Annotated in this window: 20 protein-coding genes and 1 tRNA gene; 11 read left to right on the top strand and 10 right to left on the bottom strand. The window is 58.3% G+C overall.

What is annotated here, in order from left to right:
• Positions 1 to 8 precede the first annotated feature (8 nt).
• From CU048_02355 to CU048_02340, 4 genes are read right to left on the bottom strand one after another with little or no spacing between them, the layout of a single operon-like run.
• Positions 9 to 440, bottom strand: coding sequence for a hypothetical protein (locus tag CU048_02355; protein ID QBR70310.1), 432 nt, complete (start codon positions 438 to 440; stop codon positions 9 to 11).
• Positions 418 to 1,332, bottom strand: coding sequence for an FAD:protein FMN transferase (locus CU048_02350; GenBank protein QBR70309.1), 915 nt, complete (start codon positions 1,330 to 1,332; stop codon positions 418 to 420). The genes CU048_02355 and CU048_02350 overlap by 23 nt, the downstream gene beginning before the upstream one ends.
• Positions 1,313 to 1,780 (bottom strand): FMN-binding domain-containing protein, encoded by a 468-nt coding sequence (locus CU048_02345; GenBank protein QBR70308.1) that lies wholly within the window; start codon positions 1,778 to 1,780, stop codon positions 1,313 to 1,315. The genes CU048_02350 and CU048_02345 overlap by 20 nt, the downstream gene beginning before the upstream one ends.
• A 60-nt stretch (positions 1,781 to 1,840) precedes the next feature.
• Positions 1,841 to 3,307, bottom strand: a complete 1,467-nt coding sequence (locus tag CU048_02340; GenBank protein ID QBR72594.1) for a hypothetical protein — start codon at positions 3,305 to 3,307, stop codon at positions 1,841 to 1,843.
• Positions 3,308 to 3,818: 511 nt separating this feature from the next.
• Between CU048_02340 and CU048_02335 the strand changes: the two genes are divergently transcribed.
• Positions 3,819 to 3,892: transfer RNA gene (locus CU048_02335), tRNA-Gly, on the top strand.
• Between the two features lie 25 nt (positions 3,893 to 3,917).
• Positions 3,918 to 5,336 (top strand): carbohydrate porin, encoded by a 1,419-nt coding sequence (locus tag CU048_02330; protein QBR70307.1) that lies wholly within the window; start codon positions 3,918 to 3,920, stop codon positions 5,334 to 5,336.
• 89 nt (positions 5,337 to 5,425) lie between these two features.
• Here the strand turns inward: CU048_02330 and CU048_02325 are convergent, their stop codons facing one another.
• The 3 genes from CU048_02325 to CU048_02315 all read right to left on the bottom strand — a co-directional run bounded on the left by CU048_02325 (position 5,426) and on the right by CU048_02315 (position 11,606).
• Positions 5,426 to 8,584 carry a multidrug efflux RND transporter permease subunit gene (locus CU048_02325; GenBank protein QBR70306.1) on the bottom strand — a complete coding sequence of 1,053 codons (3,159 nt, stop codon included), beginning with the start codon at positions 8,582 to 8,584 and terminating at the stop codon, positions 5,426 to 5,428.
• A 12-nt stretch (positions 8,585 to 8,596) separates the two neighbouring features.
• The gene (locus tag CU048_02320) at positions 8,597 to 9,787 is read right to left on the bottom strand and encodes an efflux transporter periplasmic adaptor subunit (GenBank protein QBR70305.1); all 1,191 of its coding nucleotides are present in this window, start codon (positions 9,785 to 9,787) and stop codon (positions 8,597 to 8,599) included.
• Positions 9,788 to 10,094: 307 nt separating this feature from the next.
• Positions 10,095 to 11,606: a carbohydrate porin gene (locus tag CU048_02315; protein ID QBR70304.1), complete on the bottom strand. Its 1,512-nt coding sequence runs from the start codon at positions 11,604 to 11,606 to the stop codon at positions 10,095 to 10,097.
• 297 nt (positions 11,607 to 11,903) lie between these two features.
• Between CU048_02315 and CU048_02310 the strand changes: the two genes are divergently transcribed.
• Genes CU048_02310 through CU048_02290 form a run of 5 tightly spaced genes read left to right on the top strand, consistent with a single transcriptional unit; the run spans position 11,904 to position 18,932 of the window.
• On the top strand, positions 11,904 to 13,193 hold the full coding sequence (locus CU048_02310; protein ID QBR70303.1) for an efflux transporter periplasmic adaptor subunit: 1,290 nt from the start codon (positions 11,904 to 11,906) through the stop codon (positions 13,191 to 13,193).
• Positions 13,194 to 13,202: 9 nt separating this feature from the next.
• The gene (locus CU048_02305) at positions 13,203 to 16,475 is read left to right on the top strand and encodes a CusA/CzcA family heavy metal efflux RND transporter (protein QBR70302.1); all 3,273 of its coding nucleotides are present in this window, start codon (positions 13,203 to 13,205) and stop codon (positions 16,473 to 16,475) included.
• An 11-nt stretch (positions 16,476 to 16,486) separates the two neighbouring features.
• Positions 16,487 to 16,873, top strand: a complete 387-nt coding sequence (locus tag CU048_02300) for a hypothetical protein (GenBank protein QBR70301.1) — start codon at positions 16,487 to 16,489, stop codon at positions 16,871 to 16,873.
• Between the two features lie 8 nt (positions 16,874 to 16,881).
• Entirely contained in the window at positions 16,882 to 17,541 is a 660-nt protein-coding gene (locus tag CU048_02295; protein QBR70300.1) for a DNA-binding response regulator, read from the top strand.
• Positions 17,538 to 18,932 carry an ATP-binding protein gene (locus tag CU048_02290; protein ID QBR70299.1) on the top strand — a complete coding sequence of 465 codons (1,395 nt, stop codon included), beginning with the start codon at positions 17,538 to 17,540 and terminating at the stop codon, positions 18,930 to 18,932. The genes CU048_02295 and CU048_02290 overlap by 4 nt, the downstream gene beginning before the upstream one ends.
• Here CU048_02290 and accC read toward each other — a convergent pair.
• The 3 genes from accC to aroQ form a co-directional block, all read right to left on the bottom strand.
• Complete coding sequence (gene accC / locus CU048_02285) at positions 18,929 to 20,290, bottom strand: acetyl-CoA carboxylase biotin carboxylase subunit (GenBank protein QBR70298.1); 1,362 nt, start codon at positions 20,288 to 20,290, stop codon at positions 18,929 to 18,931. The genes CU048_02290 and accC overlap by 4 nt on opposite strands.
• 23 nt (positions 20,291 to 20,313) lie before the next feature.
• Positions 20,314 to 20,799 carry an acetyl-CoA carboxylase biotin carboxyl carrier protein gene (gene accB / locus CU048_02280; protein ID QBR72593.1) on the bottom strand — a complete coding sequence of 162 codons (486 nt, stop codon included), beginning with the start codon at positions 20,797 to 20,799 and terminating at the stop codon, positions 20,314 to 20,316.
• Positions 20,800 to 20,898: 99 nt separating this feature from the next.
• On the bottom strand, positions 20,899 to 21,348 hold the full coding sequence (gene aroQ / locus CU048_02275; protein QBR72592.1) for a type II 3-dehydroquinate dehydratase: 450 nt from the start codon (positions 21,346 to 21,348) through the stop codon (positions 20,899 to 20,901).
• 315 nt (positions 21,349 to 21,663) lie between these two features.
• On the opposite strand from aroQ, the gene CU048_02270 reads away from it, so the two are divergent.
• The 4 genes from CU048_02270 (at position 21,664) to rplK (ending at position 24,132) form a co-directional block, all read left to right on the top strand.
• Positions 21,664 to 22,368 carry a methyltransferase, TIGR04325 family gene (locus CU048_02270; protein ID QBR72591.1) on the top strand — a complete coding sequence of 235 codons (705 nt, stop codon included), beginning with the start codon at positions 21,664 to 21,666 and terminating at the stop codon, positions 22,366 to 22,368.
• Positions 22,369 to 22,717: 349 nt separating this feature from the next.
• Positions 22,718 to 22,906, top strand: coding sequence for a preprotein translocase subunit SecE (locus tag CU048_02265; protein QBR70297.1), 189 nt, complete (start codon positions 22,718 to 22,720; stop codon positions 22,904 to 22,906).
• A gap of 133 nt (positions 22,907 to 23,039) precedes the next feature.
• Positions 23,040 to 23,570 carry a transcription termination/antitermination protein NusG gene (locus tag CU048_02260; protein ID QBR70296.1) on the top strand — a complete coding sequence of 177 codons (531 nt, stop codon included), beginning with the start codon at positions 23,040 to 23,042 and terminating at the stop codon, positions 23,568 to 23,570.
• A 133-nt stretch (positions 23,571 to 23,703) separates the two neighbouring features.
• Positions 23,704 to 24,132 carry a 50S ribosomal protein L11 gene (gene rplK, locus CU048_02255; protein QBR70295.1) on the top strand — a complete coding sequence of 143 codons (429 nt, stop codon included), beginning with the start codon at positions 23,704 to 23,706 and terminating at the stop codon, positions 24,130 to 24,132.
• Position 24,133 lies beyond the last annotated feature (1 nt).

The following is a 24,133-nucleotide window of genomic DNA, read 5'->3' as shown; positions in this document are numbered from 1 at the left end:
ACACGGGCCTATTTCCGTTGCGCTCGCCCAATCTTGATATGCGCCAGAAGCAGCAATGGTAAGGCCAGTCCGAAGCTGATGTGAAGGTCGCTCGACCAGGGACGCAGTGCGTCCGAACTGAGATAATAAAGCCCGAAAGCGGTCGCGATCAGGGCGGCATTGCAGATCGTCACGATGATGCCGGTCGCGCGGTTTTTCCTGGCTTGCCAGGCTCGCCCGATATGCAAAGGAAAAAGCGCGCCGAGCAGCATCAGAATCAGCATGGCTGCGCCCCCATGCAGCGCCAGCAGATAAGCGCCGCTTTCCTGCCAGAACTCCCCTTCGGCTGACTCCTTCAGCGCATTGGCGACAAGCCAAGCGGCGCCGCTTGCGAACAACACCGAAAAGGTGATGTAGACCGCAAAACGGAACGGGGGCTCAAGCCGCCAGAACGGTAGCATTTTGCCACTCAGAACTGACAAGGACTTCACCTTCCGCCGATACGAAAAGAGCGCTGGCATCGAACTGCCTTAAGAGGGGTGCCGATTTTTCTCCGCCGATCATGACGATCTTTGTCAACGCATCGGCCAAGAGGCAAGTGGGGGCCCGAACACTCGCCCCCAGCACTACGCCCACCGGCTCCCCTGTGGCGGGATCGATGACTTCGGGGCCGGTCGGTTCAATCCGCTGCAAGGGCTCGGATCGAGCGCCGCTGGTTGCGAGCGCGGCATTGCGGAGCTCGACCTGACACAGGCCTTTGCTTGGACAATTCGGATCGCGGATTGTGACCATCATGCCTTTTGGCCCAAAGACAGCAAGGTCGCCGCCAGCATTGACGAGGCCCGAGGAAATCCCTGACTTTCGCAACACGTCGATCGCGCGATCAACCGCAAAGCCCTTGGCGATCCCCCCGAGATCGATCCGGGTTCGGCTGTCATGGAACCGGACGGTTTGACCGGAGAGCAATTCGATCTGCGCTTGGTCTCGTGCCGAGGCATTGGCTAAAGGGGGATCGCCCTCGTGATAGGGCAACATGCCGAGCGACTGCAAGACAGGGGCAATTCTGATGTCGAACATGCCAAGGGAGCAGCGATGCAGATCGAGCGCCGTTTCGAGCACCTGAAAAGTCCAGGGATGCACCGCGATTGCCGACTTTGCAGCGCCATGGTTGAGGCGGCTCACATCGCTTTCCGGGTCGTGAAAGCTCATCAGCCGATGTACAGTGTCGATCGCCACGAAGGCTGCTTCCACGGCAGCTTCCATGGCCTCTGCATCTGAATCGGCGACCGCAACTTCGACGAAAGTCCCAAGCAGCGGCCGCAAGCGGCGAAGATTATCGCAAGTGGCTGGCATAATAAGCCAAAATCCGTTTGACGCCTTCAGTCACATGCCGCGACGACAAGGTGGCACCGGAAATATTGCGAATGTCCCGGTTGACTTCGAGAGCGCTGCCGCTGCTTTTGCCTATGAATTGCGAAAGCCAACTCGCATTGGCGACTTCGCCGCCGTAGGACTCCCGATAGGTGAGGATCTCCACCCGGCGGACTCGCCCATCCGCATCCAAGGCAACCGAGTAGTCGATATAAAGATGCTTGCCGATAACATGATCGACAAAGAAATAGCCGACCACCTTGTCGCCAGCCCGCGCTTTCCAAACCCGCTGGGATTGGATCTCCTCGAAACGCGCACCTGGGAAGGCCTGCTGCTGTGCGCCGCCGACCGTTGTATATTGATAGGCGTAAGCCGGCAAAGCCATTGCGATTGCCGCCGCTGGCGCAGTCCAGCGGACCCAGTCACTCATTCAAGCGCTCTCCTCTTTCATAGCGGCCGTTGCGCCAATCATACATTCCCTCGCTAGGGATCAGAAGAAGAAACCGACGCCGCCTAAAACGCTGTCGGACAGAGGTCCTCCCGGCGCCGCATTGATCACCTTGGTGTAACCAACTTTCAAAACAAGTTCCGGCGTCGGATAGACCGCAAGGCCGATATCGTGGAATTGAGTGATGCCCGCTCCCGTTGGGATGTTCAAATCGGTTCCGGCGAAGCCGCCCGTTTGAAAATTCTGGAACGTATAGCGATAGAAGGGAACCGCCTCCCAATTGCTGCCCAAAATCACACCGATCGGAAGATGATAGGCGACCTCGCCCGATGCGCCGAACATGGTCTTGCCAACATTGTTGAAGGGGTCGGTATCATTGTTGGCCCGCATATTGGCCGGGCTGCCGATGAAAACTTCGGCGAATTCGCCGCGAAATTCGAGACCCGTTTCAGGGACGTGGTAGCGGAAGTCAGTTTCCAGAACTGTCAAACTCGAACGGCCGAGAAGAATCCCGGTGTTGCCATAGGCGCCCCGTGGAGTTGTGCTCGGAGTGAAATAAACCGAGCTCCCGCCATCAAATCCTGGAAGGAACGGCAGGGTATAGGACAGGCGTAGCGTGTAGCCGAGATAGTTGCTGAGCTGACGGAAGTCTCCCAAAGGCGCCTGCGCCAGCCCCAGCGCCTCGATGCCGCTGATTCCGGCCGTATATCCGATCGGGAAGAGAACCGGGGTGTTGGCGTCGGTTCGTGCGTCAAAATCGCCCCCGAAATCCTCAAGCGCTTGGCTGATCTGGAATTGATATCCCAACCCGTCGAGGATCTGCCCATAGATGCTCGCCGCTGGCGCCTTCCAGGTTGTCGGAATTAATCCATTGTCGAGTTCCGGCCGCCTTACGCTATAAAACAGCGTCGGTTCATGATGCAGATTGATCCAGTCGATGGGTACGAGATCGATGCCGGGCGCACGAATATTGAAATAAGGTGCGATCCTGAAATCGACATAGGCTTGTTCGATATCGACCGCGCCATGCAGCTTGTCGTCGGCATCGAAGGCGATACCGCCGTGCTCGAACTCTATTTCGGCATTGAAGATAATATTGTCGTTGAACTGGTAGGATGGAAGCAGCACCACGCGCGCGGCGTCAAAGCCGGTTTGCCATTGTCCGTTGGCCGCCGGATTTTGCTGCCCGCCGAACCGAAGCTCTCCATAGGCGCCGATCTTGAGGCCGGGGACGGGCGATGGCGCCACGCCGAACAGATCATGGTTTGGCGGTGGCGGGAGCGGCACCAGCGCAACTTGCTCATCCGCCGGCGGAGGTGGGATGTTTTCCGGGGCTGCCGGTGCATTCTGCGGCTTGCCGCGGGCGGCGACCCGGGGTTTCGACTCCTGACTCGTCGCTGCCTTGCGATGGAGTTCGCCTTCAAGAGATCGGATACGCGCTTCCATCTTTTCGAGCTTTTCGATCAATTCCTCATTGGTGGGCTGCGCCGCGGACCTGCCTTCCCTCATGGGATCGTCGGCGTAGGCGGCGCTTCCGGATGAAGCCAACACTGAGACGACCGCCAATGTACGCGCTAATCCGGGTCGTTTTCTTGGACCCACAGCAGAAGAGGAAGATGGATTGGTCGGTTCAAAAAGAAGGGGCCTGCCTTTGATTTTATGACGCATAAACTCACCAGTGTATTGCATTAGAGCCCCCGTTTGCCTAGAATAAGTCAGCTTTGTGGCAAACAATAATAGTTCTAAGCTTGGCTGACTTTCAAATTAGGACGCGCGTATAATACAAAGTCAACTTTTACTATTAGTTTTTATTTAGAATAATTATTATATAAAGGGGCGGATATTTAGAATTTCTCTAAACCTACGAGAGGAGTGTCTAAACATTCCTCGCCTTCGTTCGACCCCACTTGCCGTCGGCCGGGTGCTAATAGTTGGGACCTGTTGTTTGCAGGACACTGTTGTGTTGAACAGCATCGGTGCCATTTACTCACTATCGGACGGCTGATACAGAAAAGGCTTCGCGGGTGTAGCTCAATGGTAGAGCAGCAGCCTTCCAAGCTGAATACGAGGGTTCGATTCCCTTCACCCGCTCCAACCCAGAAATATTTGGGCGCAATCGATGAAGCTCAATGTTTCGATTTGCGCGCTGCTCACCGCCCTATGGTTCGCGCTATCGGGCGGCTCCGTCCGCGCGCAGGACGTGCTTGCCAATTCGCCGGCGCCCGAAAGTGAAGCGCTGCCGCCAAATCTCCAGCCTTCGATCGCCTCCAGTATTCCTGTGCTCGCCCGGTTCAAGAAGGCATTGCTTGATCTCGGCTACAATTTGCAACTGAACTATACCGGAGAAGTACTTGGCAATCCAACGGGGGGTATCAGGCAGGGGACAATTAATGAAGGCCTGTTCGAGATGGCCCTCGATGGCGATCTCAATAAAATCGCCGGACTGACCGGCGCCAGCTTTCACATCAATGCCTATGTGATCCACGGCAGGGGGCTCTCGACCTATAATCTCTTCGACATATCGACCATCAGCAGCATTGAGGCGCGTCCTACCACCCGGCTGTTTGAAGCCTGGGTCGAACAGCAGTTCTTTGACGGGCTTGCAGCGGTCCGTGTCGGCCAATTGTCGGCCGACACGGACTTCTTCATCAGCGAGTTTGACGCTTTATTTATAAATGGTACGTTTGGCTGGCCCGATTTGATGAGGGCCGACTTGCCGAGCAATGGCGGCCCGACTTATCCACTGGCGACACCGGGCGTGCGCCTCAAGCTGATACCTAACGACCAAACCACGTTTCTTGCGGCCTTGTATAATGGCGATCCCTCCGGAGCCGGGTTTTCCGGATTGGGAGAGATCCTCGATCCCGCGGGGATAAATTTCCGCCTTAGAGATCCGCCTTTGCTGATCGGTGAGGCGCAGTTCAAATATAATCAGTCGGCCGACTCGCCAGGGCTCCCTGGTACCATCAAGCTTGGTGCATGGCATCATTTCGGCGGCTTCAACGACCAGCGGCTTGCCGCCGATGGCGGTTTGCTTGCTGACCCGTCGAAAATAGGCAATCCGTTTATTCATTCCGGCGACACCGGAGTCTATGGCGTAATTGATCAAATGGTCTGGCGGCGGTCCCGGAACGAGGCCAAAAAGGGGATAGCTGTTTTCGCGCGGGCTGCGGCCGCCCCTTCCGACCGCAATCTCATCGACTTCTATGCCGATGCAGGTATCGATTTGATTGGTATTTTTGATACGAGGCCCGACGATAGCTTCGGGGCCGCGGTTTCCTATTCACGGATCTCGCCAGATACAAGGCAACAAGCCATCGACCAAGCATTGTTTACGCCCGGCCCCTACGCGCGCCTTGATGACGAAGTTTCTTTCGAAGCCACCTATCAGGCGCAAATCATCCCGGGATTTCTCGTCCAACCAGACTTCCAGTATGTTTTTCATCCTGGCGGCGGCATGCTCAATCCGCTCAATCGCCTCGCTGGCCGTATCCCGGATGCAGCGGTGTTTGGCGTCCGTTCAACGATCAAGTTTTAGAACGTCGCGGTGTCGAGCATCGCTGTGCCGATCTCACGAGCAGCAGATGTGAGCATGCGCTTGCGAACATCTCGTTTGAAGCATTCGTGCTATTGCGGAATATCGGCGGTCTCTTGCGGCGTCTTGGCTGCCGGGGTCTGTCCTTCGCCCTTGGATTTTTGTCGATGGAAGAGACGTTGGACTGCCACATAGAACAAGGGCACCAAGAGTAGGGCCAGGACGACGACGGCGATCATACCGCCCATCACGCCGGTCCCGAGTGCCTGCTGACTCTTGGAACTCGCCCCGGTTGCAACGACCATCGGGGCGACGCCGAACACGAACGCGAAGCCCGTCATCAAGATAGGGCGGAAGCGAAGGTAGGAGGCCTCTATGGCCGAATCCGCTAAAGATTTGCCCTGGGCGTGCAGGGTCTTGGCAAATTCGATGATTAAAATCGCGTCCTTGGCGGCAAGCCCGATGATGGTGACGAGCGCGATCGTGAAATAGACGTCGTTCGGCATGCCGCGCAGCGTCACCGCGATCACCGCGCCACACATGCCGAGCGGGACAGTCAAGAGAACCGAGATCGGAATCGTCCAGCTCTCATACAAGGCCGCGAGCAGCAAGAACACCACCAAAGCCGAGAGCGCGAGCAAGAGAGAGACTTGCGAACCCGCCAGCTTTTCCTGCAAGGACTGGCCGGTCCATTCATATCCAAAACCTTGCGGCAAGGTGGCCGCGATGCGCTCCATCTCGGCAATCGCGTCGCCGCTCGTGTAGCCGGGCCGGGCGGAGCCGCTGATCCTGACTGAGGGATAATAGTTGAACCCCACCAAAAGCGTTGGTCCGACCGTCCATTTGACGGAGGCAAAGGAGGAAAACGGTACGAGCTCGCCCTTGTTGTTATGAACATGGAAGCCGAGGATCTCGTCCGTTTGCATGCGTCCCGAATGATCTGCCTGAACGATGACGCGCTGCATGCGTCCGCGGTTCGGAAAATCATTGATATAGGCCGACCCAAGATTGGTCGAAATCGTGTTGTTGATGTCCTGGAAGGTTACGCCAAGAGCCGAGGCCTTCTCGCGATCGATGATAAGTTCGACCTGTGGCGCAGGCGACAGGCCTTCGACATACACATCCTGCAGGATCGGGCTGGCTTTCGCCGCGGCCAGGACTTGGTCCTTGGCCCGCATCAGATCCTCATATCCTTTCTGTGCCCGGTCTTGCAGCCGAAAGCTGAAGCCGCTCGAATTACCCAAATTGTCGATGGGCGGTGGCTGCAACGCCGAAATCTTGGCGTCCTTGATCGAGGCCAAGGTCTTGTTGGTATCTGCCACGATCGCTTCAGCCGAATCATCTTTGCCACGCTGGCTCCAATCCTTCAGCGTGACGAAAGCCTGCGCGGTATTTTGGCCCTGGCCTAAAAAGCTATAGCCCGTCAAAAACGTAATTTGATCGATGCCTTGCCTGTTCATCAGAAAGGCTTCGACCTGCTTCACCACGTCCAAGGTTCGGTTGAAGGAAGCCTCTGGCGGCGTCTGTACGTCGACGGTGATGAAGCCCTGGTCGTCGACGGGCAGGAAGCCGGTGGGCAGACGCGAAAACCCCCAGGCGAGACCGATGACCATCGCCAAATAAATCAGCATCAACCGGCCGGTCCGCAGGAGTGTCCAACGGACGATCCCGCTGTAGTTCGTTTTCGCTTTCTCCATGCCGCGGTTGAACAGGCCGAAAAGACCTCTTCTCGCATGATGATGGCCGGCAGCCACCGGTTTCAACAACGCGCCGCATAATGCCGGCGTGAGAGACAACGCCAGGAAAGCGGAAAGGCTGATCGCCGCTGCCATCGTCACCGAAAACTGGCGATAGATAATGCCGACCGAACCCGGAAAAAATGCCATGGGAATGAATACGGCCACGAGGACGAGCGTAATTCCGATGATTGCCCCGGTGATTTGGGTCATCGCCTTGCGGGTGGCCTCGCGGGGAGGCAGCCCTTCCTCGGACATGATGCGCTCGACATTCTCGACCACCACAATGGCGTCATCGACCAGAATTCCAATGGCGAGCACCATGGCGAACAAGGTCAGGAGGTTGATGGAGAGGCCAAACGCGAGCAGCGCGCCGCACGTGCCGATCAGCGCGACCGGAACGACGACCGCCGGGATGAGCGTGTAGCGAATATTCTGCAGGAACAGGAACATCACCAGGAAGACGAGAACCATCGCCTCGACGAGGGTGGTGATGACTTTCTTGATCGAAGCCTCAACAACCGGCGTGATATTGTAGGGAATGGCGTATTTGATATTCGCCGGAAAAAACTTCGACAATTCCTGCATTTTTTCTGCGACGGCGTTTGCGGTCGCCAGCGCATTGCCTGTCGGCGACAGCAGGACCGACAGGCCGGCAGTGGGTTCGGCATTCTGCCTGGTGGTGAACTGGTAGCCCATGCCGCCAACTTCGATGCGCGCCACGTCGCGCAGACGAACGGTCGAGCCATCCGGGTTGCTGCGCAGGACAATGGCGCCAAATTCATCGGGCGTGCTGAGTTGTCCCTTGACCAGAACCATCGCCGAAACGGCTTGGCCCTCGCGGCTGGGTTCAGCCCCGACGGCGCCCGACGCAACCTGGGCATTCTGGGCCTCGATCGCCTTCGTGACATCGTCGGCGCTCAGCTTGTAGCCGACCAGTTTGTCCGGATCGATCCAAACCCGCAACGATCGCTCGGTCGAAAAAAGCGTCGCCCGGCCCACCCCTGGAATGCGCCGGATCTCGCCCAGCACATTGCGGACCATGAAGTCGCCGAGCCCGATCTCGTCCAGCTTTCCATCGGTGGACTGCAAGGTAATGATTTGCAGAACGGCGCTGGAAGCTTCCTCGATCAGAATGCCTTGCTGAATCACGGCGCGCGGCAAGCGCGCTTCGACACGCTTGATCCGGTTTTGGACCTCGACCGAGGCCAGCGCCGAATCGGTGCCGGGCACAAAATTGGCGATGATCTCGACCTGACCCAAGGAATCGCTGGCCGACTCGAAGCTCAGGATTCCGCTCGCGCCGTTGAGTTCCTCCTCAATGAGACGCGTGACACTGTTGTAGAGATTTTGCGGGGAGGCGCCGGGGTAGCTGGTGCTGATGGAGATCGAAGGGGGAGCGATGATCGGATATTGCGCGATCGCCAAGAATTGGAGCGCAAGGCCGCCGCCAAGACAGATAAACAGTGCAACGACGACCGCGAAGATCGGTCGATTGATGAAAAAACCGGCCATGAAAGCGCCTCGTTAGTCGACGTTGCCCGAAGCGGTGCCTTTGGTGGCCGAAGCGGCCTGGGTCTGCCAGGGAACCGGATTTACAAGATCGCCGGCCGCGAATTTTTGAAACCCTTCCACGACGACACGATCGCCAGGTTTCAGCCCCTCAAGGATCAGCCATTGATCGTCCACGACTCTCCCGGAACGGATCGGTTGCAGCAGAGCGCGGTTGTCCGCACGCACCACAAAGACCTCGCTGGTGCCGATGTCGCTGCGCCGAACGGCTTGTTGGGGAATCGCCAGCGAGTCGGCGTCGATGCCTTGCTCGATTTGAATCCGGACGTACATGCCGGGCAATAGCTCTGTTTTCGGGTTCGGGAATTCTCCACGCAAAGTAACCTGACCGGTGCTCGGATCGACGGTGACGTCGGAAAAGAGCAGACGGCCGGTAAACGGATAAACCGCTCCATCGCCGAACACGAGCCGCACCTTGGCGGCATCGGGTGCAATCTGATCGAGATCGCCGCTTTCGAAATCGCGCCGCAATTGCTGGAGATCGTTAGCCGACTGGGTGAAATCCGCGTAAATGGGATTGAGCTGTTGCACCGTGGCGAGATGGGTCGCTTCGCCTTGGCCGACCAGCGCGCCCTCGGTGACCAGAGCTCGGCCGATTCGTCCGCTAATCGGCGCGCGAACGTAGGTGTAGTCGATATCGAGCTGGGCTCGCGCCACATCGGCTTTCCGGGCGGCCACGTCCGCCTCGGCCTGGCGCCAGTTTGCGACGGCTGTTTCGTATTGGACCTGTGACGCGGCCAATTTTTGGGTCAATGTTTCGATGCGTTTTGCTTGTTGCGCGGCTTGCTCGAGCCCGGCCTGAGCCTTGGCAAGAGCGGCGCGGGCGGCAGCCAGTTCCACTTCGAACCGGGCCGGATCGATGCGATAGAGCACGTCGCCCGCCTTTACCTCGGCGCCCTGTTGGAACCGGCGTTCGATGATGATCCCCGCGACGCGGGCGCGAACCTCGGCGACCTGTGTTGGTGCGATTCGGCCTGGTAATTCACGGATGTAGGGTCGAGGGGCCGGTTGAACGGTAACCACGGCAACTTGAGGGGGAGCCGTCACATCCTTCGTCTTCGCATGTTGCTCCGTGCATCCAGGAAGAGCGAGGATCATGAAACCCAACGTGGCCGCCAATGGGATACCGTGGGTTCGCTGTATCATTCGTGTCCTTTTCAATCTTCCCTCGCCAGCTGAAGCATAGGCGATAGATATTAAAACAAATCGCTCGCGGCAAGAAATGAAACACAACTTTACGTTATCTCCCCGTGTCCACGCAATCCCGGCGAAAAGCATCGGATGCGTGATTTTACCGCGCGTAACCGCACGCGCAACATCGAGGTCAGGCGCTTGATGGCTAGCCGGTCAATAATATTCTTTCTGATCTTCGAGTATGCCGAGTTTGCCCAATAGAATGGCAGTCAAACAGGTCCTGCGCTTTCTAGAAAAGCTTTACAGCAAATTTTGGCACTTAGAATTTCGTCCCGACGCGCATGCCAAAAACCGCCGCGTCACGAATTCTGCCTAAATATGGGTTAAAGGGGTCCACTATCCCAGCGCCTGGACGAAAAATATACTGAAAATCGGGTTGAACGATCATTCCGGGAATGATTTGGGCCTGATAGGTGAGTTCGAGCAACATCTCGGAGCTGCGGATGGGCAGTGGCATTCCAGCAAACAAGGCGCCGTCGCGGTCCAGTTGCCGCACCGAGGAGGAAGCCCTCGAATAGGCCATGGCCATGCCAAACATATCTTCCGGGCGCCAGTCCCAGAGACCGACGAAATTAATACCCGCTTCCACTTGCAGGTCGATGAGATTCCGGTCCGGCGGGGCAATCATGGCCAAGCCGAAGACGCCAATCCCTCTTCTCGGATCGTCCCCCGGACGCCGCCAGACCATTTGATCGACGATGCCATAGAGCCCGAAATCACCAGTGTGTACAATGGCAAGCCCGTCGCTCGCCGGATTGGCCAGCGACAAGCCATCGATGCCTAGATAATAATCATCGAATTTTCCGAAATGATGCCAGCCGCCGATCCTGCCTTTTCCGGCTAGACCGTCGACCCCGATGGGCAGCGTGTAGGCAACCTGGGCCTCGCCAATGACGAACGGCGGGTCCCTAAGCCGGAAGTTGATCCCCGCGGGGTCTTTGATCTCCGTCAATGCGAGGTTGCGGCCGACACCGGCCGGATCCCCATTGAACACGGCAAATAACAGCGTGGTGCGATCGTTTGGAACCAGTTTGAGGCGGACACCCGGCGTGGTCACCGGATAGTGAGGGCCAGTCCCCGGCAAATCCGCGGAGGTGAGATTAGGCCAGCCAAAGGTGCCGTTAAAATAGAGGGCGTCGAAATCGCTCAGGAGAAATTCCGTGTCCGCCGCCAGTTGGCCGGCACGAACCGAGGCAAATCCGCCCAAAAACTCTTGCTCGAACCAGAGTTCGAAGAGGCGGGTCGTCGGCCGTGCCTCGATGCCGCTGATGGTCGAATAATTGAAGATATTATAGGTCGACAGGCCGCGGCCATGAATTTGGTAGGCGTTGATATGAAACGTGGCGCCGTTCAAACCGGCGATCCTTTGGAGATCGCCGTCGACGGACATTTCTAAAAGGCCCTCATAGATTGCGCCTTGCCGAACACCTCCGGCTGGATTTCCAAGGACTTCTCCCGTATAGTTCAACTGAAGATTGAAGCCACGCTCAAGCAGCGCCCGCTTGAACTCCCCGAGCGCCGGTATGCTCGTCGAGATGGAGGGCTGCGCTGATGGAGGTGCCGCCTCGTTCTGCGGCGTTGGCGTCGTCAAGATTGCGTCTTCCGCTTGCGCCAGGTTGGAGACGGCCAGCGAAAAAATTAATGGGAAGACCCTGCGGAAAGCCCGGCCACCTCTGCGGTGCGTCCGCGGTACGGGTGCACCCGACGGACCGGTGCTATTGCCGTCGCCAGCGCGAATTCCTCGCAACCCAACAAGGCTCAAATTGAACATGGGACATCACGGCAGGTTTGGATCCGCCGCAGAGAGCATAGGGCAGAGATCCCTACCTTACGGGCGTATTATTACGACGAAATTACAGCGGATTTAACGCCGGAGTGCATTTGACGCCTCGTATTCGTCTTCTCCCTTCGATGAATGCCTCGTCCCCCATTTCCGGCAGCTTGCCTCAGCCAATGCGGAGCGTTCAGGTCAGGTTAAGTGCACAACTTGTAGGTCTCTTGTTGTGCCGGCTTGGGTCGGCGCGCCGGGGCACCGCGGCAGTCTGGCGGCCAATAGATCGGTGACGTATTGAGGCGATTCCCGGGGCTTTTCTTCATTTTTAGCGCGATAGCGGTGGGTGTCTTGATCGGCGGCCTTGCGCCGGGCGTGACCCAGGCTCTCCAAAAAGCCGCGGCGAGCCTGGGATGGTCGGGACCGGCCGACCGGCAGACCCAACAAGCGCCCAGGGGATCAGAGGTGCCGGCGAACGTCGAGGGCCAGGCTGGGCCTGATCCGGCGGCGTCTATGAAGGCCGATCCGGAGGGTCAGCTCAAGCTCACGACCGAACAGATCGAAGGCGCAGCCATCGAGACCGCGCCCGTTACGGGCGGCGAGCTGGCCCATCATCTCACCGCACCGGGCGTGATCGCACCAAGCGCCGATCGAATTGGGCGTGTCGGCGTCAAACTCGTCGGGATGGTGGCTGAACTGCGCAAGAACCTCGGCGATTTCGTCGCCAAGGATGAGGTGGTCGCTGTCCTGGAGAGCCGCGAGGTCGGGGATGCCAAGAGCGAATATCTGGCCGCTCGACTCAATAATGATCTGCAGCAAACTCTATTCGAACGCGACAGGAAGCTCTGGGAAAAGCGCATTTCGACCGAACAGGTCTTCCTGCGCTCACAAGCGGCCGCGGAAGTCACCCGAATCAAGCTCGAACTCGCGCGCGAAAAGCTTTTCATTCTGGGCCTTACCGAAAAGGAGATCGCGGCTCTGCCGGATCAGCCCACCGCGACCCTGACGCATGAAGAAATTCGCTCGCCCATCGCCGGCCGGGTCGTTGAACGCAAGGTCGATGTCGGCTCGATGCTGGGACGCGACAATCTGGAAACGGAATTGTTCGTGATCGTCGACCTGAGTGAGGTCTGGATCGATATTGCCGTGACGCCTGGCGATCTGCCGTTGATCAAGGAAGGCCAACGGGTTTCGATTTCGGCCAACGGCGTGGCTGAGAAAGCGCGAGGCAAGATCATCTTCATCAGCCCCTTGCTCGACAAGGACACGCGAACCGCTCGCGTCGTCGCGAAGATCCCCAACCCCGATGGCGTGTGGCGCCCCGGAATCTTCGTGACGGCCGAGGTAACGACGGACGAACAGCCAGCCCTGTTATTGGCGCCCCTGAGTGCCGTTCAGATGATTGGCGGTGTGCCGGTTGTGTTCGTTCGGACGCCGGAAGGCTTTGAACGCCGCAAAATCATGCTTGGCCGAAAAAATTCCCACGCCGTCGAAGTTCTTTCTGGCCTGCAAAATGGCGAGGTCATCGCGGTTAGGAACACTTTCAAGCTCAAGGCCGAAATGGGCAAGTCCCAGGCCGAAGACTGAGTAGAAAAGATGATCGAACGCGTCCTTGCCTTTTCCGTGCAGCGCCGCTGGGCTGTCCTGTTCTTGACCATCGCGGCGGCCTGCGTCGGCGGCTGGTCATTATCCCATCTGCCGATCGATGCGGTCCCCGATATCACCAACAATCAGGTTCAGATCAATGGCATCGCTCCGGCGCTGTCTCCGGTTGAAATCGAAAAGCAGGTGACTTTCCCGATCGAAACGGCCCTCGCGGGAACTCCCGGTCTTGAATATACGCGCTCGTTTTCGCGAAATGGGTTTTCTCAAGTCACGGCCGTCTTCAGCGACAAGACCGACATTTATTTCGCCCGCCAGCAAATCAATGAGCGTCTGAGCGAAGTCAAGCAATCGCTGCCTCCCGGTGTGGAGGTGAAGCTCGGCCCGATCTCGACGGGCCTCGGTGAAGTATATTGGTGGGCTGTCGAATATGTTCCGCCTGGCGTCGACGTTCCCGTGCACGACGGAAAGCCAGGGTGGCAGAGCGATGGCTCCTATTTGACGCCCGAGGGTCAGCGTCTCAGCGATGAGTTCCAGCGCGTCGTCTACCTCCGCACCGTTCAGGATTGGATCATTCGTCCGCAAATGAAAGGCGTGCAGGGCCTGGCTGGCGCCGACGCCGTTGGCGGATATGTGAAGCAATATCAGGTGCAGCCGGACCCGGCCAAGCTGATCGGCTATGGCCTTTCCTTCGAGGATGTGGTCGCCGCGATCGAGGCAAACAATGTGAGCCGCGGCGCCAATTATATCGAGCGCAATGGTGAGGGTATCGTCGTGCGGTCGGGCGGGCGGATCGAAAATATCGACGAAATCGGCGAGATCATCGTCGCGACGCGGGGTGGCGTGCCGCTGCGGATCAAGGACGTCGCGGATGTCGCGATCGGCCGGGAGCTCAGGACCGGCAGCGCGAGCATGAACGGAAAGGAGATCGTGCTCGGAACTGCGCTCATGCTGCTTGGCGGCAATAGTCGCACCGTGGCGGCAGCTGCCGAAGCCAAAATTATGGAGATTAGCGGGTCTCTACCGCCGAGTATTCGCGTCAAAACGGTCCTGAACCGAACGCAGCTGGTCAACGCCACGATAGCCACAGTTGCCAAGAACCTCGCCGAAGGGGCCTTTCTCGTCGTCCTGGTTCTCTTCCTGCTGCTCGGAAATTTCCGCGCCGCGCTGATCACGGCGCTTGTCATTCCGATCAGCATGCTGCTCACCGCGACCGGGATGTTGGAGAGCCGGATCAGTGCCAATTTGATGAGCTTAGGAGCGCTCGACTTTGGGCTTATCGTCGACGGGGCGGTCATCATCGCAGAGAACAGTCTCCGTCGTCTCGCTCAGCGGCAACATGAACTCGGTGCCGTATTGAAGCTTGAGGAGCGGCTCGCCACCGTCCAGGAGGCGGCCAAGGAAATGATCCGGCCAAGCGTCTATGGTCAGGCGATCATTATTCTTGTTTATGTGCCCCTCCTGACCTTTTCAGGCGTAGAAGGCAAGACCTTCGAGCCGATGGCGCTGACGGTCATCATCGCCCTGGTGGCCGCATTCGTTCTCTCGTTGACCTTCGTGCCGGCGCTGATCGCCATTCTGATCACCGGCCGGATCAACGAAAGCGAGAATTTCTTGATGCAAGCACTCAAGCGCGCCTACCGGCCAGTGCTGAGGAAAGCCATCGAGTTTCCGGTTCCCGTGATTTTGGGTGCCCTGATGCTGTTTGCCGGCGGCCTCATTCTGTTCACCCGCTTGGGCCAGGAGTTCACGCCGACTTTGGATGAAAAAAATATCGTGATCGAAGCGCGGCGTATCCCGAGCACGTCGCTGTCTCAATCGCAGGAGATGCAGTTCGACATCGAGAATATGCTGACCAAATTTCCCCAAGTGGCATTCGTTTTCGCGCGGACCGGCACCCCCGAAATGGCGGCCGACCCCATGCCACCCAACGCAACCGATACCTACGTCATCCTTAAGCCGCAGGACGAGTGGCCGGATCCACATCTCACAAAGGCGGAATTGATCAAGCAGATCGAAGTTGAGGCCTCCAAGCTTGTCGGCCATGTGATCGGCTTTTCGCAACCGATCCAAATGCGCTTCAATGAGCTGATCGCCGGTGTCCGCGAAGACCTCGCCATCAAGGTCTTTGGCGAGGAATTCGAACCCATGTTGCGGATTGCAAATCAGGTCGCCGATGTTTTGCGGGGTCTGAAAGGCGCAACCGATGTCAAGGTCGAGGAAGCGGTCGGGCTCCCGTTCCTTGAGATCAAGATCAACAAGGCGGAAATCGCCCGCCGCGGTCTGAGCCTTTCCGCCGTGCAGGATGTTATCGGCGCGGCGATCGGGGGCCGGGTTGCGGGCCTTGTATTCGAAGGCGACCGGCGTTTCCAGATTGTCGTTCGTTTGCCCGATGACCTGCGCTCGGACGTTGAGGCGTTGAAGGATTTGCCTGTTCCATTGCCTGGCGGCGGCCGTGGGGGTGCGGCGCTTTCGATCCCGCTGCGTCAAGTTGCAAGTTTCGAATTCGCGGAGGGGCCAAACCAGATCAGCCGCGAGAATGGCAAGCGGCGGGTCGTCGTAACCGCCAATGCGCGCGGTCGGGATTTAGGGTCGCTCGTGGATGAGGCGCAGGCCGAGATCGCGCGGAAGGTGGAAATCACTCCCGGCTATTTCTTGCGCTGGGGCGGCCAGTTCGAAAATATGGCGGCGGCCCGGCAGCGGCTCATGATCGTCGTGCCGATCTGCTTTGGCCTCATCCTCATTCTTTTATTCAATGCGCTGGGATCCGCACGCGACGCGGTCCTCGTCTTTAGCGTGGTCCCGCTTGCGCTCACCGGCGGGGTGGTCGCGCTCTGGCTTCGCGACATGCCATTTTCCGTGTCGGCGGCCGTCGGTTTCATCGCGCTGTCGGGTGTCGCCGTGCTGAATGGCCTCGTCATGCTGACCTATATCAAGCAGCTGATGGCCCGGGGCTTTTCAAAGGGAGAGGCGATTTACGAAGGCGCTCTGACGCGATTGCGTCCCGTCGCGATGACGGCCCTCGTGGCCTCGCTTGGCTTTGTGCCTATGGCCGTCGCAACCGGCACCGGAGCGGAAGTGCAAAAGCCTTTGGCAACCGTCGTGATCGGCGGATTGATCACCGCGACTTTGCTCACGCTGATGGTCTTGCCGGCGCTCTATGCCAAGTTCTCGGGGCGTGATGTCCCGCGGCTCGCCGAAGTGATTCGCGAAAACGGCTTACGGGAATTGGAAACCGCTCGGGTGCGCTTGAAAAAGTCGGGCTAAGGATATTGATCATGACGCTCGGAAAAAATGCCGGCGATCAAGGCGGATCGGCAAGAGTGAGCAAGGCCCCCTTTATCCTTTTGCGGAAGGCAGTTGTCATTGTCGCGGCCTTGATGGCCACCAATGGCGCGCTCGCTTCGGCGGACCAGGATCGTGCCTTGTCAGCGCTTGAGGCGCATCAGATCTTGCCGCTCAGCAAAATCATTGCTTTCGCCGCATTGGGCGACGACCGGCTGCTTCATGCCGATCTCAAGCGAGAGGCTAGCCGGTACATCTATGAGCTTCGGGTCATTGCAACCGATGGAACAATAAGGCTAAGACACCTCGATGCCGGCACAGGGGAAATTTTGCCGGACGGAAAACTGTCCGACCATCCGGTCGGCCAAGAGCAGGACTAAAGCAACCGATGCGGGTGCTCATCATCGAGGACGACCGCACCTTGTCGGCCCAGCTGAAACAGGGCCTTGTCCGCGAGCACTTCACTGTGGACACCGCGCGGACCGGGGAGGACGGCGCCTTCCTCGGCAAAGAGCAATGCTACGACGCGATTGTCCTTGATCTCGGTCTTCCCGATAAGGATGGACTCGAGATCCTGAAGGAGTGGCGCGCCGCCGATCGGAAGACTCCCGTCCTCATTCTGACGGCGCGCGCAGATTGGCACGCCAAGGTTGTCGGGCTGAATGCCGGCGCCGACGACTATCTGGGAAAGCCTTTCGAAATCGCGGAAGTCGCGGCGCGTTTGCGCGCTTTGATCCGCCGGGCACATGGTCAGGCGAGTCCGGTCTTGCGCCATGGTGGGCTTGAACTCGATCTGGTCGCGGCCGAGGCGCGGCGCGACGGGCAGGCGATCCGGCTGACAGCACAGGAGTTCAAAACGCTCGCCTGTTTGATGCACCACGCCGGACAGATCGTCAGCCAGACGGAACTGACCGAAGCTCTCTATGCGCAGGATTTCGACCGCGACTCCAATACGATTGAAGTGTTCATCGCGCGGCTGCGGCGCAAGCTCGGTGCCGGCGCCATCGAGACCGTCCGCGGGCTCGGTTATCGCCTGGGGGGCCTATGATCCGCGTGCCCCGCTCGTTGCGTGGACGGGTGTTGTTGAGCTCCTTGTTGGTCTGCGCGTTGACCTTTGGTGTCACCACCACCCTCTTGGTCCACCTGTTTCGCGATGAAGTCGAACGGCGGTTTGATGCGGAGCTCTCCGTGCATCTCGACCAGTTGCTCGCGCAGGTCGGCCTCGACACGTCCGGGGCCCTGGTTTTGGAGGGCACTCTCAGCGATCCTCGTTTCGAGAAGCCCTACAGCAGCTTTTATTGGCAGGTCGAGGATGAAACCGGCAACCGTATACGCTCGCGGTCACTTTGGGATGCCGTCCTGCCGCTTCCGGTCGATGCGCCGGCCACCGGTGAAGTTCATCGCCACCAGCTCGCCGGGCCTAACGGCCAAAAACTCGTCGCTATCGAACGCCGAGTGAGTCTACCGGGCTATCCTCACATCGTGCGGGCGGCGGTCGCCGCGGATATCGGCGATCTCGAGGAATCGATCGCTTCCTTCTCCAATATATTGCTGGCAACATTTACCGCCGTGGCCATTGGCCTTTCTGTCCTCGTCGCCGGCCAACTCTGGATGGTGTTCCGTCCGCTCATGCGGTTGCGTGGCCAGGTCATGGCCGTAAGAAATGGCGAGAGGGGGAAAATCAACGGCGTCTTTCCTTCCGAAGTCACGCCCCTGGTCGAGGACCTGAATGCACTTTTGGCGCATAGCCGGGAGATCGTCGAGCGCGGACGCTTGCAGGCCGGCAATCTCGCACACGGGTTGAAAACGCCATTGGCGATATTGGCGAATGCAGCCGACGAACTCGGCGCGGGCGAGGCCTCGCAGACGGTACGAATGCAGGCGATGGCGATCCGCCGGCAGGTCGACCATGCCTTGTCGCGAACCCGCGCCGCCGCCGCCGCCGGCGTTCCCGGGATCAGATGCGATGTCGCGCATCGCGTGTCGGAAGTTGTGCGGGCCATGGAGAGCCTTTACCGCGAACGCAATCTCTCCTTTGTGGTGTCCCCATCAGCCCCGATCGAAGTCGCCGTGGAAGTCCAGGATCTCGATGAGATGCTAGGCAATCTCCTCGACAATGCGTGCCGGCATGCGCACCGGAGCGTTCGGGTCGCGGCCATTCGTGACGAGGCCCGCTGCCAAATCAGCATCGAGGATGACGGTCCCGGCATGTCGGAGTCCCTGGCCCAGGAAGTCCTTAACGGTGCGCTGACACTCGATCGCAGCCGCGGCGGTTCAGGGCTTGGACTTGGGATCGTCCGTGATCTTGCCCGAGCCTATCACGGCGAATTACGCCTCGAACGTTCAAACCTCGGTGGTTTGTTGGCGGTCTTGGCGCTGCCCGTCGCGCCAAAGGTGACCGACAGTGCCGAAGCGCGGAGCCCCACAAAAGGACTTTAGATGTCCGCTCCATCCATTCCGCCGGATTCGAGAAATCTCTCGAGCCAATGGATGTCGTAAAGGCCATTTTGCATGTCAGCGTTGCGGACCAATGTCTGAAACAGCGGGATCGTCGTGTCGATTCCGTCGATGATGAATTCATCGAGCGCGCGGCGAAGCCGCATCAAGGCTTCATTGCGATTGCGTCCATGCACGATCAGCTTGCCGACAAGGGAATCATAATTGGGCGGGATCGCATAGCCTGCATAGACGGCGCTGTCGACGCGAACGCCAAGTCCCCCTGGGGGGTGGTAATAAGCGATCTTTCCGGGAGAGGGCCGGAAGGTTGCGGGATCTTCCGCATTGACCCGGCATTCGATCGCATGCCCGTAAAACACGACTTCGTCTTGCGTAAGGGTCAAGGGAGACCCCGCTGCTATTCTGATCTGCTCGTTGACGAGATCGACACCGGTCACCATTTCGGTCACCGGGTGCTCGACCTGAATCCTTGTGTTCATCTCGATGAAGTAAAACTTTCCGTCTTCATAGAGGAACTCAATGGTGCCGACCCCGAGGTAACCGAGTTCGCGCATCGCGTCCGAACAGATTTTGCCGATTTCCAGGCGCTGCGAAGCGTTAAGGGCCGGGGAGGGACTTTCCTCCCAGACTTTCTGGTGGCGGCGTTGCAGCGAGCAATCGCGCTCACCGAGATGGATAGCGTTGCCCTGGCCGTCCCCGAGAATCTGAACCTCGATGTGGCGCGGCTTTTCGAGAAATTTTTCGAGGTAAACCGCGTCGTCGCCAAACGCGGCCTTGGCCTCGATCCGCGCGTTCTCAAGCGCGGCGGGAAGCTCGCTTGCGGTTCGGGCAACCTTCATGCCACGCCCGCCGCCGCCGGCTGCTGCTTTTACGAGGACCGGGAAACCAAGCGATCGTGCGATGGCCTCCGCCGCCCGGTCATCGACAATCGCGCCCGGCGATCCCGGCACGCAGGGGATCCCGAGTTTCTTCGCGGTGACTTTGGCGGAGATTTTGTCGCCCATCAGCCGGATGTGCTCGGGCTTCGGGCCGATAAAGACGATCCGGTGATCCGCGAGGATCTCCGCAAAGCGCGCGTTCTCGGAGAGAAATCCATATCCGGGATGCAAGGCTTCGGCGCCGGTGATTTCGCAGGCCGCCAAAAGCGCCGGGACATTCAGATAGGAATCGCGGGCGGGCGGTGGTCCGATGCAAACCGATTCGTCGGCGAGTTTGACGTGCATGGCATCGGCATCGGCGGTCGAGTGAACCGCGACGGTTGCGATGCCAAGCTCCTTGGCGGCGCGCAATATCCGCAACGCGATTTCGCCGCGATTGGCAATAAGGATTTTGTCGAACATCTCAATCCACCGGCGGCGGGGCTTTATTCAATTACGAGAAGGGGCTGACCATATTCGACCGGCTGACCGTCCTCGACCAGAATGCCCGTCACCAAACCGGTGCGGGGTGCCAAAATCTCATTGAAGGTCTTCATCGCCTCAACAAGCAGAACCTTGTCACCCGCTTTGACCTGCGAACCGACTTCGACGAAGGGGGCAGCCTCTGGGGATGAACGCAAATAAGCGGTCCCAACCATCGGCGATTTGACCGTGCCAGGGGCGTCGGGGAGTTCTACGGACGCACTGCCGCCGCCGCCAGAGGAGATGGAAGCCGCGGGAGCGGCCGTTGCGACAGACTGGATGACGGCGGGAGAAAGTTGCCGAGCGATACGAACCTTGAAATCGCCTTTGGCAATTTCAATTTCGGACAGCCCGAGGCGGGTGACGAGCTGCGCCAACTCCTCGACCAGTTCCCTATCGATTGCACCCGCGGCCGGACATTCGTCCGGTTCAGGCTCCGGATATTTCATCTTTGTCAACTTTCGTTCGTCCGTGGGCCCTCGGCGTTTCATACAACATGAAAGAGCCGTCGCCCATTGATTTGAGAAATTTTGTTCATGCGGGCCAAACTAAGTATTTTTCAAAACGTCGGCGCGGCTGAGAAAGACTTCGAGCGCTAGATCATAGGACAGGGCCCCGAATCCCAAGATGACCCCCCGCGCAACCGGAGAAATCAGGGATTTGTGCCGAAAGCTTTCCCTCGCATGAACATTCGACAGGTGGACCTCGATGACGTCCGTCTTCGCGGCCTTGATCGCGTCGTGGATCGCGATCGAAGTATGCGAATAAGCGCCGGCATTCAAGATCACCGGTTCGGCCGCCCGACCAGCTTCCTGCAACCAGGTCACGAGATCGCCTTCGTGGTTGGACTGACGAAAATGCAAAACAACGCCATGGGGTTTGCAGGTCGCGGAAAGACGCGCCTCGATGTCGGCCAGAGTCGCGCGGCCGTAAGTTTCTGGTTCCCGGGTGCCGAGGAGATTGAGGTTCGGCCCGTTCAGGACGTGGACGGCATTCATCGCGGTCTCGGTAGATAAGGAAATTCCCTGGGCGCTTTGATAGCCGGGATCAAAACTCAAGGGAAGCCTATAGGCGATCATCAAATCCCGTGCCCCTCCTTCCAGCGGGCGCCGAGAGGGAGGCCCGGCGGGGGTTGCTCAAGAAGAGGCCCTTACTGTATCTGATAGCGCGGATCGTCGCCGGGCAATTGGACACCGCAAGGAATCCGGGAGCCTCGACCGCGTTCCCTCGCATTCGACGCGGTTGGAGAGGCAAAGTTGAGCTGAAGCGACATGAAACATTTGATCTATTCCGTATTAAAAGAACTCAAGCGGATGCTGTCGCCTCACAAATTCAGAGGTGCCTATGCAACCCGCGAAGAAGCGATTGCCGCGGTTCGCCCCGGAATGCTTGTCGGCTACGATAATGATGCCGTCGTAAATGTCAGCCTTGAAACTATGTCCAAGGTTGCGCTGCTCGATTACCCCGTCTTGTATTGGCTTAAGCGTCTGGGCCCCATTTGCGTGCTCGATGCGGGCGGTCACGTCGGGACAAAGTTTCGCGCTTTCAAGAACCATTTAGACTTAGATAACAACATCATCTGGGTGGTTTACGATGTTCCCGCCGTGGTCCGCGCCGGACGCAGCCTTGCGGCCAGCGAGAATTTGCCCCGGCTGTCATTTATTGACGATCTTGCGGAGGCTCCGAACGCCGATGTCCTGCTTGCCTCCGGCCTGTTACAATATTTGGACATCCCCTTCACGGAGCTGCTAGGGCGGCTGCCCGTCTTGCCGCGGCATCTTGTGATCAACAAGGTGGCGACACGGGAGGGGGAAACGGTGGTCACGCTCGAAAACTTCGGCTGCGCGGAAGTTCCCTACCAAATAAGAAATCGGGAAGAATTCGAGACTTCGCTGCGGTCTTTAAACTATGAGATCGTCGATGAATGGATCATTCCAAGTTTTTCCCATACGATTCCACATCATTCGCAGCTGGGCGCCTCAACAAGTCGCGGATATTACGCAAGATTACGCTCGTAGAAGCTCAGGTCCGGGGGGTGACCGGTCTGATGCTCAAGCCGTCAAGCTTCGGCTAATTATTTGCCTGGGGCAGCTTTTCCCATTTTAGCCCGGCGACGAGAGACCCACCGGTTTTGATAGGGAGGGCGGCAAAATCCGAGCGGCAAGCGCTTTGAGTCTTGCGCCGACCGCGGGAAAATGGATTTGCGTTCCTCGTGCGATTGTTTATATTATGAAATAGTGGCGCGTGGCCTTCGGGTTCCGCGCCCTGATTTTTTTTGGCTGGGCGCTCATTCCAATTTACTGCGGTCACCCTGGTTTGGACAGGCGGGTCGGGGAATTTGAGCGACCGAGAAATGGCATATAGGTCATGACGAACCCTCTAACCTTCATTCAAGAGGTCCGTGCAGAAGCGGCCAAGGTGACGTGGCCGACGCGCCGCGAGACGCTGATCACGACCGTGCTTGTGATTATTATGGTCCTGCTCGCCAGTCTGTTTTTCGTGGCCGTCGATCAAGGCCTGCGCCTTATCGTTGGCCTGATTCTGAGTTTTCATTAGTCACATTTGGCCTTACCCGGGCCGAATCGTTGAAGATTGATGTTTTTCTGCCCAAGACCCTCAGCCGGTTCTTCGTCCTACCGGTGCCGCTACCCTCGCAGGGCCTTGGTGAACGAGGTTTAAAATTGTCCCAATGAGCATGCGCTGGTATATCGTTCACGCCTATTCGAACTTTGAGAAAAAGGTCGCCGAATCGATCAAGGAGCAGGCGGCGCAGCGCGGCCTCTCGGGTAAATTCGAGGAAATTCTGGTTCCGACCGAGCATATCGTCGAGATAAGGCGGGGCCGTAAGATCAACTCCGAGCGAAAGTTTTTTCCGGGTTATGTCTTGGTCAAATGCGATCTTTCCGACGATATCTATCATCTGATCAAGAATACGCCGAAGGTCACCGGCTTTTTGGGCGCCGACAAGAAGCCGATGCCGATTTCCGATGCGGAAGCGGAACGCATCAAGGGGCAGGTCGCCGAAGGCGTTGAGCGGCCCAAGGCGTCGATCTCGTTTGAAATTGGTGAAACCGTGCGGGTCGCCGACGGGCCGTTCGCCTCGTTCAACGGAATCGTCGAGGACGTCGATGAGGGACGCTCCAGGATCAAGGTGGCGGTCTCTATTTTCGGACGTGCGACGCCGGTGGAATTGGAATATGGACAGGTCGAAAAGGTCTGATCCATTAGAAGGCAGGTTTTCGCAACTTGCTTAAAGACGTGGGAGAGGGGCCCGGCAGCCATCCGGACCAACCCTTCGCACCACGACCGCAACCGCCGGTCCTAAAAGGCCGGCATTGTATGGAGCATAGATAATGGCAAAGAAGATCACAGGTTACGTGAAGCTTCAGGTGCCGGCCGGGGCGGCCAATCCGTCGCCGCCGATCGGTCCCGCGCTCGGTCAGCGCGGCCTGAACATCATGGAGTTTTGCAAGGCTTTTAACGCCAAGACGGCGCAGATGGAAAAGGGGACGCCGATCCCCGTCGTCATCACCGCTTTCCAAGACCGGTCCTTCACCTTCGAGATGAAGCTGCCGCCGGTTTCCTACTTCCTGAAAAAAGCCTCCGGCATTCAATCCGGCTCAAAGACCGCGGGCCGTGGTTTTGCGGGCAAGGTGACCAAGGCGCAGATTCAGGAAATCGCCGAGAAAAAAATGCCCGATCTCAATTGTGCTTCGATCGAAGCCGCAATGAAGATGATTGAAGGTTCTGCCCGTTCCATGGGCCTCGAGATCGTAGGGTAGG

The sequence above is a fragment of the Beijerinckiaceae bacterium genome (assembly GCA_004564215.1).
Taxonomy (GTDB): domain Bacteria; phylum Pseudomonadota; class Alphaproteobacteria; order Rhizobiales; family Beijerinckiaceae; genus Methylocapsa.
This window is presented reverse-complemented; position numbering and strand designations above follow the sequence as displayed.